Raw genomic sequence first — 13,126 nt, 5'->3', positions numbered from 1 at the left:
GCCAGCACTAGCTGGAAGCAGTTCAAAGGAAAGATGGTGAATACCATTCATTAAGGTTGTGTTTTGGATTCGCCCTTGGCGATCAAGTGATTGGCAAATTAAGGACCCGCCATTGACCTTTACACCCTTGGTAGCAGATGCTTGCCGATCTACTAAAAATCCTTGCTGTGCTAAATTATTTTTAGTGCGCTCATTTGATAAAGTATTACCAATGCAATCAAAGTCCACCCCTTGAGAAATCTCCTGTTTCACCATCAGCGAATCTGATCCTCGATAACCATTATTTTTCTGAATCTGAATATAATTACTTGAAGAAGAATTTTTTCTTGCAGATGCAATCGATGAATTGGCATTCTGGTAACCCGCCATCCGAATAGCGCGCCCAATTAATTCCAGGGCACGATCTGCTTCTGCAGCCAGAGACTGTGATTTTTCATACTGAATTTGCTTGGCGATGAACTCACCACTATTTTTGATGAGTGGTGCGACCAAGACTAGGGATAGAGCGAGACCGACGAGACACTCCAATAGATTCATCCGCTAACTTTCGTGAAATTTTGTTTGAGTTGTTTAGTTGCGCAGCAGTCAATATGGCGAGCTCATGTCTATCCATCTCTTTTCTAAGCTCCACTCTTTTCTCCTGGAGTTGGCCCAAGCGCAAAATCATGACTTGGTAGATATTGCTCAAACCTATCCAACTGCTTGCTACTAGGCTCATTGCCACCAAAACCTCTAATAAGATGAATCCATTTGCCTTGGTGTTTGAATTAAGGGGAAGCACAGCTCATTTTCTAGAGAGTAGAGAGGCAAAAATAGGCCTTTCATGGGCACTCACTGTCAGAAAAACTGGATATTGCTCCAATATCGACCCTAGGATCCCAGCCCGAAGCCTCAAACCCCCTCCTCAGCTTAAAATAGAGGGCTATGCAAAATAACCTCGCCTCCACAGAAGAAATCGTTGCTGAGCTCAAAGCCGGCAAGATGGTCATTCTGGTCGATGAAGAAGATCGCGAGAATGAAGGCGATTTAGTGCTTGCTGCTGATCATGTCACTCCAGAGGCCGTGAATTTTATGGCCAAGCATGGTCGTGGCTTAATCTGCCTTACTCTGACGCGTGAGCGCTGCCAACAAATTAACCTACCTTTAATGGTTAGGGACAACGGCACCTCCATGGGCACCAATTTCACTGTTTCGATTGAAGCAGCCAGTGGTGTTACTACTGGCATCTCAGCAGCAGATCGTGCCCACACCATCAAGACAGCGGTTGCTGCAAACGCAAAGCCCAACGATCTAGTTCAGCCAGGTCATATCTTTCCCTTGATGGCGCAACCTGGTGGTGTATTAATCCGCTCTGGTCACACTGAGGCTGGATGTGATTTAGCTGCCATGGCTGGTTGCTCACCTACCGCCGTCATTTGCGAGATCATGAAAGATGACGGCAGTATGGCGCGATTGCCAGACTTGCTTGAGTTTGCAAAAGAACATCAATTAAAAATTGGCAGTATTGCTGACCTCATCCAATACCGTAGCCAGCATGAAAGTATTGTTGTGCGCGAAGGCGAGCGCGAGTTTGATACGCCTTGGGGCAAGTTTCAGGGAATTATCTACCGCGACACACCAAGCTCATGCATGCATTTGGCACTTGTTCACGGTAAGCCTTCAGAAACTGAAGAAACCGTAGTCCGTGTTCATGAGCCCGTCACAGTCTTAGATTTCTTGGACTCGAATGTCAGTACGCACTCCTGGCCTTTGGCCCAGGCTTTGCAAAAGTTAGCAGCGGCACCTTCTGGCGTGGCAGTTCTACTCAATGCCTCCGGCATTGCAGCCCCTAATGATGCTGACTGGTTGGCTCAGTTTCATAAATTGAACGGCACTCATGCTGAAGCAGCAGAAAAGCCATTGGCGCGCAAAACTGATTTCCGCAGCTATGGTATTGGCGCGCAAATCCTCAAAGATATTGGCGTTGGCAAAATGCGTTTGCTTGCCAACCCTAGTCCCGTGCCTAGCCTTTCCGGATACAAGCTTGAAGTAACAGGCTATACCCCATTTGAATCTAAAAAATAAGTAATTCCAGGAAACATAATGAATACACCCAATGACGAATCTGCAGTAGGCGTTCTAGCTACCGACCTGAATGGACAAGACCTGCGCGTGGGCATTGTGCAGGCACGCTTTAATGAAGGGCATTGCGTTGCCTTAACTACCGCTTGTATTGAAGAGTTGATCAAACTGGGCGTGTCGCAATCTGATATCAAATTGGTCACCGTACCAGGCGCACTTGAGATTCCTTTTGCGCTACAAAAGTTAGCTGAAACAGGCGAGTTCGATGGTTTAGTTGCCCTAGGCGCCATCATCCGTGGCGAGACCTATCACTTTGAGCTCGTATCGAATGAATCTGGTGCTGGCATTACCCGCGTTTGCCTTGAGTCTGGTTTACCAATCGCTAATGGTGTTCTCACCTGTGAGACGGATGAGCAAGCTCAGGTACGTGTTCAAGTAAAGGGCGCAGACTGCGCAAGAGCGGTTGTTGAAATGGCTAACCTGGCTTTAACCCTTACTCCCGATATTGATTTTGAAATCAATCCTTCAGAAGAGTAATTCCCAAGATGAATAAAAACGTCCCTAGCCCACAGGCAGTTCCTGGTACGCCCAGCGCACCAAGCGCACCTAAGCGCTCACTCACACCGCGTCGTCGTGCCCGTGAATATGCTTTACAAGGCGTTTATCAAAGCTTGGTCATGCGTCGCGCAGGTAGCCTCCCTAATGCTGCGGCAATTGCCAAGCAGTTGGCTGAAGATCCTGGCTTTCGCCGCTGCCAACATGATTTGTTTCAGGGAATTTTTACTGGCGTACTAGAGCATACAGATGAGCTAGAGGGTCTGATTACCCCAGCACTCGATCGCCCTATTAATGAGCTGTCTCCTGTAGAGCACGCTGCCCTTCTAATCGGCACCTATGAGCTGGCTATTGATTTGGCTGTTCCCTACAAAGTGGCTATTAATGAGGCAGTGGAATTAGCCAAAACATTTGGCGGCACTGATGGCCATAAATACGTCAATGGCGTATTGGATCTCCTGGCTCAACAGTTACGCAGCACTGAAGTGCAATCAAGCTAGACTCAGATATCCTCAAAACTCCACCCCTGCGCCTCCAAGAGGTCCAGGGGTTTTATTTTGTCCATAGCTTTGGGTGGTAATCCAAACTACACTCAGGGATAAAATAAAAATAACTTCTTTACTAAAGAGACCCCATCATGCAGAAAACAGATATCCGCCAATTACTCAAAGATCCAAGCCTATTTAATGAAGCGGCTTTCATTAATGGTGCATGGTTTAAATCCAATTCAGGAAAGACTTTTGCGGTTCACAATCCCGCTACTGGTGAGCTCATTGCAGATGTCAGCAATCTTGAGCCAAACGATGCTGAGCATGCGATTGAAGCTGCAAAGCATGCCTTTGAAAGCTGGAAGAGCAAAACCGGAAAAGAGCGCGCTCATGTGATGCGCAAATGGTTCGATCTGATTATTGAAAACACTCAGGATCTCGCCACCCTCATGACTCTAGAACAAGGCAAGCCGCTCACTGAGGCAGCTGGTGAAGTAGCCTATGGTGCGTCTTTTGTAGAGTGGTTTGCTGAAGAAGCCAAGCGGGTTACTGGATCCATTCCAAGTACCACTTGGAGCGATAAGCGCATGATCGTCATGAAGCAGCCAATTGGGGTGTGTGTTGCAATCACACCTTGGAATTTCCCGATCGCTATGATTACGCGCAAGATTGCACCTGCCATGGCAGCAGGTTGTACTATTGTGATTAAGCCAGCTGAACTCACACCACTGAGCGCCTTAGCGCTGGCAGAGCTTGCTCAACGCGCTGGGGTTCCCGCAGGTGTCATTAATGTCCTGACCGCCGATGCTGATCAATCTATTGCAATTGGCAAAACACTCTGCGCATCGCCTACCGTACGCCACCTATCATTCACAGGCTCAACGGACGTTGGACGAATCTTGATGGCGCAATGCGCCCCTACGGTTAAGAAATTAGGACTAGAGCTTGGCGGTCATGCCCCCTTTATTGTTTTTGAAGATGCTGATATTGATGCGGCGGTTTCAGGTGCGATGGCATCTAAATATCGAAACTCCGGTCAAACTTGCGTTTGCGCGAACCGCTTCTATGTGCATAAAAAAGTGCAGGATGAGTTTGTCGAAAAGTTTGCTAAAGCCATTCAAGTGATTAAGGTAGGTAATGGCATGGAGCCTGGAAATACCCAAGGACCGCTAATTGAGCAGGCTGCCCTAGAGAAGGTGGAGAGGCATGTAGCCGATGCCATCAGTAAGGGTGCAAAACTCATTGCTGGTGGTAAGCCCTCCCCTTTAGGTGGCACTTTTTATGAGCCCACTATTTTGTCCAATGTGACTAGTGACATGCTCATTACCCATGAAGAGACCTTTGGACCAGTCGCCCCGATCATTCCATTTGAAAGCGATGAGGAAGCCATCAGGCTGGCTAACAATAGCCAATTTGGCTTGGCATCCTATTTTTATAGTCGTGATATTGGTCGCATCTGGAAAGCTGCTGAAGCCCTTGAATACGGCATTGTGGGCGTTAACTCTGGAATCATCTCCAATGAGGTGGGCCCATTTGGCGGAATTAAACAGTCCGGCTTGGGTCGCGAAGGCAGCGCCTACGGTATGGATGAATACCTAGAACTCAAATATGTTTGTATTGGTCTATAAACCAATATCAGAAACTGATAAAGCCGCTTAATTCAAATAGCGGCTTTATTTTTTCCTGTAAACCAAGTCCCACACACCATGCCCTAACTTAATACCACGGGTTTCGAACTTGGTAGTCGGCCTGTAGGCAGGTCTCTCGACATAACCAGGATGCTCAGCATCGAGTTGCTCAAGCGTGGGCTTGAATTCTTTAAAGGACTCTTTAGCAAGTTCACTCTCACTGGCAACCTCAGCAGGCGTAAAAGTTTCAATACTCATTTGCTCAGTAGAGGTATTTACTAGGCCTGACTCCGCATTTAATACCAATAGCATTTGCTCTGCGTAGTTGTGCCAATCGGTCGCGAGGTGTAAATAAGCTCCGGGCTTCAAACGAGAGATTAAGAGCTTCACGAACTGCGACTGAATCAGGCGACGCTTGTGGTGACGCTTTTTATGCCAAGGATCCGCAAAGTAGATATGAATACCATCCAAGGAATTGGGTGCAATCATTTTTTCCAGAACCTCAACAGCATCATGACGAATCAAACGCAAATTGGTGAGATTATTCTCGCCAATCAATTTCAGTAAAGCGCCCACCCCCGGGGGGTGCACTTCAATTGCCAAGAAATCGTCTTCAGCACGTAAGGCAGCAATTTTGGCAGTGGTCTCACCCATGCCAAAACCGATTTCCAATATCTTAGGGTTCGCAGAGCCACTGAATGCTTGCTGAAGATCTAAAGCATGCTCTTGAAACGGAATCAAAAACTGGGGACCCAGTTCATCTATCGCGCGTTGTTGACCAGCTGTGGTTCTGCCTGCCCTTAAAACAAAAGAGCGGATACGCTCAGTTCTTGAAAAATTCACGAGAGAAATACTTTCATACTTTATGAATTTCTTAGACTCTATTTTGGAAAAGGGGTGTTCCAGCCTGCTGAGCGGTAGGCGTACACCACCTCACCCAAGACAATCGAAAGTGAAGTCATAAACGATATCAATCCCAGTACAAAGGTCCAGATAACATATGTAGCTTGTAATGACCGTACTGCACCCGCCTGGAAGAAAAATAATTCAAGGACAGTTAAGGAGATAAAGACGCCGCTCAATACGTCAAAGAAAATGGCGGCCGTACAAAGACGACCTCGGACTTTTGCTTCATTCGCTTCTTTCATCATATGAGTCAACATCGTCCGATCCTGAATACCACCCTCCTGAATGCGATGCTGAATGGCACGCATACGATCTACTGAGCGCGCTAAGCGGGCAGAGATTGCATTAATCAAGGTGGCTACCGCAGTAAGCAAAAATACTGGGGCTAAGGCCAACTGAATATTGTTAGTTATTGCGTCTATTGAGACATCCATGAGAATTCCAGTCAATTTATTTTATGTTTGTAAGAGTGATCTCAATGAGACCAAGCAACCAAACCACTATATGCACTTAACAACACCAGCACACCAAAGACAATGCGATACCAGGCAAAGGGAATGAAATTATGTCCTGCAACATAATGAATTAACCAACGCACGCAAATAAAAGCGGAGATAAAAGCAGCGATAAAGCCAATCACAATGGCCCAAACAAAATCACCCGAGAGGGAGACTGGATTTTTCCAAAGCTTAAGCAATTCATATGCAGTTGCCCCACCAATTACCGGGATAGCTAAGAAGAAAGAAAATTCGGTTGCTACCGCACGAGGCAGGCCAAACAACATGCCACCAATAATGGTTGCGCCCGAGCGAGAGGTTCCCGGGATTAAAGCAGCACATTGCGCTAATCCTACTTTTAAGGCGTCAAAAGGAGTTAAGTCATCTACGGACTGAATATAGGATTTGCCTGAGTGGATTAATTTGGCTTGCCGACGCTCAGCCCAAAAAATGATCAAGGCACCAACGATAAAAGCGCTAGCAACCGGAATGGGGGCGAATAGGACAGCTTTAATATGTTTGCCAAAAATAAAAGCCAGGCCCATTGCCGGAATTGAGGCGATTAATAGATTGAGGATAAAGCGTCGAGAGCTCGCGCTTGTTCGGACAGTAGAAGCTACCTTCCAAAGCTTTTCTCGGAACTCCCAGCAGACAGCCAAGATTGCGCCAAACTGAATAATGACCTCGAAGGCCTTTCCGCGCTCATCATTGAAATTGAGCAAGTCGCCAACCAAAATCAGGTGGCCGGTACTAGAGATCGGCAAAAACTCCGTCAAGCCCTCTACTACCCCCAGTACTACCGCTTTTGCTAGCAAAATTATGTCCATAGCCCTAATTTTATAGATAGATGAGGTAGATCCTTGGATTTGGCAAAATAAGGCTCAAACAAGCCAATTTATGCAAATAAGCCTTAAACTGCATGGCACATTGAAAAGTATCCGAATTAGATGATCCCGACACGCTTTCACATCTCCCAGCTAACTACTTTTGGTCTTATCCTAAGTCAGGCGCTTGGACTTGGCGCAATGTCATCTAGCAGCTTTGCACAAAGTGCCAACGGCGCCAAACCATCGCTACCAACAACTGTTAGTACCCAGTCACCGGTTGGCTTGGATGTGCCCCCACAAATGGTGGCAATCCCGAAGCAAGCCATTCCTACTGACCGAGCCCCCTCCAATGTCAGTGGCAATGAAGTAAACACCAGCCAAGCAGTTGATTTAATTCGTCTATACCAGGAGGCGGCATTTAGCGATCCCGTATTAAACGCTGCTCGATTTAACTATCAGGCGAGCAAAGAACTCTATTGGCAGGGCTTATCCTTCTTGCTTCCACAGGCTAGCGCCGTCCCAGGTGGAACACGTTACTATCAGCATGCGGCAGGTAATGCCCCTGCTAGCGCCTACCCAAGCACTCGGGTATATGACCAAAAAAACTATACCGTTACTCTGACCCAACCTGTTTTTAATATGGCTGCATTTGAGGCATTCAAACAGGGTGACCTCAATACCAAGATTGCAGATATGCGCTTTTACTTAGCGCAACAAGATCTCATTATTCGTGTTTCACAAGCGTACTTCGATACACTCACCAGCCAAGATAACGTTGAACTCTATCGCAATAAAAAGGGTTTAATCAAACAGCAACTAGAAATTGCTCAAGCAAAGTTTGATGCTGGCCTTGCAACAATTGTGGATGTGAATACAGCGCAAGCTGGTTTTGATTTAGCCAATTCCCAAGAGATTGCTGCTCAAGCTGACCTCATTGTTAAGCGTGGCGTATTGGAGCAATTGGTTGGTCGTCCTGTCGGCGCTTTAAAGCCACTCACGAAAGAAGCGAAGATTGATGGGGTTCTCAAGGATTCTCGCTATAAATCAAAAGATGGTAATGGCATTCCGATTGCGGATAGCGTCAATCCCCAATTGACAAAAGGCCAAACTCTAGAAGATTGGATACATCAAGCAGAGGCTGCAAACTTCAATGTGCTAGCTGGTCAGCTATCTGTCAATCTAGCTGAAAGCACTTATAAGGCCTCTCAAGCATTGAACTATCCCTCTCTTAATTTTGTAGGTACAGCGGGCTACAACACTTCCAACGGAACAGCCAATAGCTTAACTCCGTCGCAGACGAATATTTATAACAATACGATCGCCTTGCAAATGACCATTCCTTTGGTCTCTGGTGGATACAACAACTCGCTGATTCGTCAAAACGCTGCATTACTAGATGCAGCTAAAGCGAACTATGACAATGCACGCCGTACTGCAGCTCAAAGTACCCGTGCAGCATTTACTGGTTTCTATGGCGGCCTGGCAAGTGTTAAAGCGTATGAGGCTGCAGAGCGCTCATCTACTTCAGCGCTGGAGTCTAGCAAGCTAGGATTTCAGGTCGGGACTTTAATTAATATTGATGTGTTAATTGCCTTGGATACTGTAATTACAACTCGCTCGCAATTACAGCAGGCGCGTTACAACACGATCCTAAATGCAATTAAGCTAAAGGCACATGCGGCAGCACTCACAGATGAAGATCTCATCTCTATCAATACCTTACTGCGTTAAAAACTGTGAAAATAAAGTAGTAAATAATTAAGCTTGTTGTAGAAGCTTTAGAGATGCGTCCAGAACTTCTTGCATGCTTGGTGGATTTTGAATGTCACCCACATTAGCAATTCGGTCAGACCAATAACCCTCAGTCTTCCAGCGCGGTGAGTCGCAGTAGATTTCCACTGTAGGCTTATCTAGCACTGCTGCCAAATGCGTCAGGCCAGTATCAACCCCCACTGTTAAAGCTGCTCCAGTGATTACGGAAAAGGCCTCTTCAATAGAGAAAGCGGGCGGGACAAGAGCATTCGGAATTTGTGCAGCAAGCAATTGACTCACAAATTTTTCTGCAGCATTACCCCAAGGGAAAACCAGTTGATATCCCCGAGCAGATAAATCTTTACCTAGCGCGACCCAGTGCCCATTAGCCCAGCGCTTTGCCTCTCTGGCTGTTGAATGAAAGCACAAGATATAAGGCATATGTAGCCCATCAACAGAACTCTTTGAGATACCAGCAACCCATTTTGGCGGATAAAACTGCGGCGCAATAGCTCGATCTAAAAGCGGCCAATCCAAAGCGGAGCACATGATCCAACGGGAACGATCCACAGCGTGGCACTGAGTTGGGACTTGAACGGATTGGTTATAAAAGGATCGGGCAAGTGGCTCGTACCCTGAAAACTCGGTAGCATTGGCTAGGCCAGCAATAACGGCCGTAGAACTCTTCTTAGCTAAAGAGCACACAATGGCGGATTTCAGCAAGCCCTGGGTTTCAATTAGTACATCGTAAGTGGTGGATTGCAGTGTTTTTTTAAATACAAAAAACTCTTTCCAAGTTGCCAAGCGAAAGAGATTTTTCTTCCAGCGGCGCAGCCCAAAGGGAATGATGCGATCAATACCTCGAAAACCCTCTCTTGATAATAGGGGCTCCAAGAGGTGTACATACCCTTCTTCCACCACCCAATCAATTTGAGCGTCCGGTAAGCGTGCGCGCAAATCCCACACAATCGGTAAGTTATGTAATACATCGCCAAGCGATGAGAGTTTCACCAACAAAATTTTGGGGGTTGCAACCGAAGGAGAATGGTTGAAGATATTGCTCATGTGAGCATTATCTTATCTTTTGAAAACCAAGCTAGATCCAGTTAAAACTTAGGTGCAGTATCCCAAGATAAACCGGCTGCATCCTTAGCATTCATATTGGGCGCAATCCCTGAAGGCAATGGCCACTGGATGCCGACACTTGGGTCATTCCAAGACAAACATGCTTCACTTTGAGGGTGATAGTAGTCCGTGGTTTTGTAGAGGAACTCGGCAGTTTCAGATAGCACCAAGAAACCATGAGCCAAGCCCGCCGGAATCCATAGCTGCTTGTGATTTTGGGCGCTCAGTTCAACGCCTGCCCACTTGCCATAAGTCGGCGAGTTCTTGCGAATATCTACAGCCACATCAAATACGCTACCTGCAACTACTCGCACCAACTTCCCTTGCGTTTGCTCTAGCTGATAATGCAAGCCACGCAAAGTCCACTGACGAGAAAAAGAATGGTTATCTTGAACAAATTCAACATTTAAGCCAGTAGCCAGTGCAAAGTCTTGAGCATTAAAAGACTCGGTAAACCAACCACGCTCATCACCAAAGACTTGTGGCTCTATCACGAGCACATCATGAATGGCTGTTGGTGTTACTTGCAACTTGAGAGGGCTATTCATCCAACAACCTTCTTGTGGGATAAGGAGACAGGCTGAGCTGAGGTATTGAGCTCATTCAAAATCTTGCTTAAGTATTGGCCATAACTATTCTTACTTAACTGGGCAGCTACTTTTTGAACAGTCTCAGCGCTGATCCAACCTTGGCGATAAGCAATCTCTTCGGGGCAAGCAACCATCAGACCTTGGCGTTTTTGGAGCGTGGCAATAAAGCCTGCAGCATCTAGTAAGGAATCGTGAGTACCAGTATCTAACCAAGCAAAACCACGACCCATAATTTCTACACTAAGCTCATTCTTTTCAAGGTATACACGATTCACATCAGTAATCTCGAGTTCGCCCCGAGCACTCGGCTTAATTGACGAGGCAATATCGCACACTTGATTGTCGTAGAAATATAAGCCGGTTACAGCGTAACTACTTCTCGGCTTGAGTGGCTTCTCTTCAATGGAAAGTGCTTTGTAGTCTTTATCAAACTCCACAACGCCATATCGCTCTGGATCATTTACGTGATAAGCAAAAACAGTCGCACCGCTTGTACGCGCGTGAGCGCTATCAAGTTGATCAACCAACTCATGACCATAGAAAATATTATCCCCAAGAACCAAAGCGCTTGGGTTGTTGCCAACGAAGTTTTTACCCAAGGTAAACGCCTGGGCCAAACCATCCGGAGAAGGCTGAACACAATACTGAATATTCAAACCCCATTGAGAACCATCTCCGAGCAACTCAGCAAAGCGCGGTGTGTCATGCGGTGTGGAGATCAACAAAATATCGCGAATACCAGCGAGCATTAAAGTCGTTAATGGGTAATAGACCATTGGCTTGTCATAAACAGGCATGAGCTGTTTCGAAACAGCTTGAGTCACTGGGTATAAACGGGTGCCTGACCCCCCTGCCAAAATAATGCCCTTACGATTCATTGGAGTTACCGTCATCTTGTACTTTCTAAATATGTCCATCACGAGCCAAGTGGGCAACATAAGCTTTGACGGCCCCATCCCATGGCTGATTCAGATGCTGCAATTCTGACACATCACCCCGATCAGCAAATATCTGATGAAGCTTATCCGTCGACATCCTGGAATTCATGGGTCTTGGGGCTGGCAATGGGTATTCCACCGCAGGAATGGGTTTGAGAGCTCCTAAATTAGCTTTAAGAGTTACGCCGGCATCCAGAGCTTCCGCTACAGCCAAACACGCTACACCATGCCAAGTAGTCTCTCCGGCAGGAACCGTATGATATACACCTGACGACAATTTTCTTAAGCGGGCATGTTCATCCAAGACCAAGTTCAGACTCACTTGTGCCAACCAATTGGCGCTCGTGGGAACACCAAATTGATCATTAATGATTTTCAATTCTTCACGCTCTTTAGCTAATCGCAAAATAGTGCGAATGAAATTACTTCCCTCACCATATACCCAGCTGGTTCTGAAAATCACATATTGGCCATCGCCTTCAACAGTGGCAAAAATCCGGGCTATCGCCTCTTCGCCTGCAGCTTTACTTTTACCGTAAATACCCAATGGATTACGTAAATCATCTTCTAGATAAAAGCCGTATTTCCCACCATCGAATACATAGTCAGTGGAGTAATGTAAGAAGGTGGCATTGTGATCCGCAGCATATTGAGCCATGATTTCTGGAGCCCTTGCATTGATTGCAAAAGCTAAATCGGAATCTGTTTCCGCCTTATCAACTGCCGTATAAGCTGAAGCGTTAATAATTAGTTGAGGCTGAAAATCATTGAGCAATCGAGTCAAGGCTACTTCATTAGCCAGATCACACTCGGAGCGCCCAACATACTGAACCAGGGGCTTAGCAAGCAGAGGCAAGATGCGCACTTCCAATACTTCTTGAAAGGCTTTTCCTAATTGGCCATCCTTGCCGAATACGAGGATCTTCATTGACTCTTTAGTTGTACTGCTTAGAAAGCCAGTCACGGTAAGATCCACTGACAACGCCCTCAATCCAAATTGGGTTGTCCAAATACCATTGCACAGTCTTGCGGATGCCCGTGTCAAAGGTCTCTGAAGGGTGCCAACCCAGCTCGCGCTCAAGCTTGCTTGCATCAATGGCATAGCGACGATCATGGCCAGGACGGTCTTTGACGTAAGTAATCTGCTCTACATATGATTTGCCATCAGAACGAGGCTTTAGCTCATCCAAAATTGCGCAAATGGCTTTAACCACATCGATATTGGCCTTTTCATTCCATCCGCCAATATTGTAGGTCTCACCTAATTTGCCATTGGCCAAAACTTCGCGAATCGCTGAGCAATGATCACCAACATACAGCCAATCGCGAATTTGCTGACCATCACCATAAATTGGTAATAGCTTACTGTTGAGCGCATTCAGAATCACCAATGGAATCAGCTTTTCTGGGAAATGATACGGGCCATAGTTATTCGAGCAATTGGTGGTAATGACCGGAAAACCATAGGTATGAAACCATGCGCGCACTAAATGATCAGAGGCAGCCTTGGAAGCGGAGTATGGGCTATTAGGCTCATAGGCATGGGTTTCTGTAAATGCGGGGGCAGTAGCAGACAAGGAGCCATAAACTTCATCAGTAGAAACATGATGAAAGCGAAATGCCTTCTTCGCCAAATCATCTAAACCATTCCAATGCTCACGAGCACATTCAAGGAGATTGAATGTGCCAACAATATTAGTTGTCACAAATTCAGCTGGGCCGTGAATCGATCGATCTACATGGCTCTCAGCAGCAAAAT

Annotated in this window: 14 protein-coding genes; 5 read left to right on the top strand and 9 right to left on the bottom strand. The window is 46.4% G+C overall.

What is annotated here, in order from left to right:
- On the bottom strand, positions 1 to 537 hold a 537-nt coding region (locus B7X71_RS06535), incomplete at its 3' end, for a hypothetical protein (RefSeq protein WP_293600383.1).
- A gap of 387 nt (positions 538 to 924) precedes the next feature.
- Between B7X71_RS06535 and ribBA the strand changes: the two genes are divergently transcribed.
- The 4 genes from ribBA to B7X71_RS06515 all read left to right on the top strand — a co-directional run bounded on the left by ribBA (position 925) and on the right by B7X71_RS06515 (position 4,732).
- Positions 925 to 2,064 (top strand): bifunctional 3,4-dihydroxy-2-butanone-4-phosphate synthase/GTP cyclohydrolase II, encoded by a 1,140-nt coding sequence (gene ribBA, locus B7X71_RS06530; RefSeq protein ID WP_293597242.1) that lies wholly within the window; start codon positions 925 to 927, stop codon positions 2,062 to 2,064.
- An 18-nt stretch (positions 2,065 to 2,082) separates the two neighbouring features.
- A complete protein-coding gene (gene ribH / locus B7X71_RS06525) occupies positions 2,083 to 2,598 on the top strand; it encodes a 6,7-dimethyl-8-ribityllumazine synthase (RefSeq protein WP_293597241.1) in 516 nt (171 codons plus the stop codon).
- Positions 2,599 to 2,606: 8 nt separating this feature from the next.
- The gene (gene nusB, locus B7X71_RS06520; RefSeq protein ID WP_293597240.1) at positions 2,607 to 3,116 is read left to right on the top strand and encodes a transcription antitermination factor NusB; all 510 of its coding nucleotides are present in this window, start codon (positions 2,607 to 2,609) and stop codon (positions 3,114 to 3,116) included.
- Positions 3,117 to 3,253: 137 nt separating this feature from the next.
- Positions 3,254 to 4,732 carry an NAD-dependent succinate-semialdehyde dehydrogenase gene (locus B7X71_RS06515; RefSeq protein WP_293600382.1) on the top strand — a complete coding sequence of 493 codons (1,479 nt, stop codon included), beginning with the start codon at positions 3,254 to 3,256 and terminating at the stop codon, positions 4,730 to 4,732.
- 45 nt (positions 4,733 to 4,777) lie between these two features.
- Here the strand turns inward: B7X71_RS06515 and trmB are convergent, their stop codons facing one another.
- From trmB to B7X71_RS06500, 3 genes are read right to left on the bottom strand one after another with little or no spacing between them, the layout of a single operon-like run.
- A complete protein-coding gene (trmB, locus tag B7X71_RS06510) occupies positions 4,778 to 5,575 on the bottom strand; it encodes a tRNA (guanosine(46)-N7)-methyltransferase TrmB (RefSeq protein WP_363926773.1) in 798 nt (265 codons plus the stop codon).
- A 38-nt stretch (positions 5,576 to 5,613) separates the two neighbouring features.
- Positions 5,614 to 6,072, bottom strand: coding sequence for a DUF2721 domain-containing protein (locus tag B7X71_RS06505; protein WP_293597238.1), 459 nt, complete (start codon positions 6,070 to 6,072; stop codon positions 5,614 to 5,616).
- Positions 6,073 to 6,113: 41 nt separating this feature from the next.
- Positions 6,114 to 6,962 carry an undecaprenyl-diphosphate phosphatase gene (locus tag B7X71_RS06500; protein ID WP_293597237.1) on the bottom strand — a complete coding sequence of 283 codons (849 nt, stop codon included), beginning with the start codon at positions 6,960 to 6,962 and terminating at the stop codon, positions 6,114 to 6,116.
- 198 nt (positions 6,963 to 7,160) lie between these two features.
- On the opposite strand from B7X71_RS06500, the gene B7X71_RS06495 reads away from it, so the two are divergent.
- Positions 7,161 to 8,693, top strand: coding sequence for a TolC family protein (locus tag B7X71_RS06495; RefSeq protein ID WP_293597236.1), 1,533 nt, complete (start codon positions 7,161 to 7,163; stop codon positions 8,691 to 8,693).
- Positions 8,694 to 8,720: 27 nt separating this feature from the next.
- On the opposite strand, the gene waaC is transcribed toward B7X71_RS06495, so the two are convergent.
- From waaC to rfbB, 5 genes are all read right to left on the bottom strand, one after another.
- Positions 8,721 to 9,779: a lipopolysaccharide heptosyltransferase I gene (waaC, locus tag B7X71_RS06490; protein ID WP_293597235.1), complete on the bottom strand. Its 1,059-nt coding sequence runs from the start codon at positions 9,777 to 9,779 to the stop codon at positions 8,721 to 8,723.
- A 41-nt stretch (positions 9,780 to 9,820) separates the two neighbouring features.
- Entirely contained in the window at positions 9,821 to 10,387 is a 567-nt protein-coding gene (gene rfbC, locus B7X71_RS06485; protein WP_293597234.1) for a dTDP-4-dehydrorhamnose 3,5-epimerase, read from the bottom strand.
- Complete coding sequence (gene rfbA, locus B7X71_RS06480; RefSeq protein ID WP_293597257.1) at positions 10,384 to 11,307, bottom strand: glucose-1-phosphate thymidylyltransferase RfbA; 924 nt, start codon at positions 11,305 to 11,307, stop codon at positions 10,384 to 10,386. The genes rfbC and rfbA overlap by 4 nt, the downstream gene beginning before the upstream one ends.
- Before the next feature lie 25 nt (positions 11,308 to 11,332).
- The gene (gene rfbD / locus B7X71_RS06475; protein ID WP_293597233.1) at positions 11,333 to 12,295 is read right to left on the bottom strand and encodes a dTDP-4-dehydrorhamnose reductase; all 963 of its coding nucleotides are present in this window, start codon (positions 12,293 to 12,295) and stop codon (positions 11,333 to 11,335) included.
- 7 nt (positions 12,296 to 12,302) lie between these two features.
- On the bottom strand, positions 12,303 to 13,126 hold an 824-nt coding region (gene rfbB / locus B7X71_RS06470), incomplete at its 5' end, for a dTDP-glucose 4,6-dehydratase (RefSeq protein ID WP_293600381.1).

The organism is Polynucleobacter sp. 39-46-10 (genome assembly GCF_002282275.1).
The sequence above is the reverse complement of the archived record's forward strand: the minus strand, read 5'-3'. Positions and strand labels throughout refer to the sequence as shown.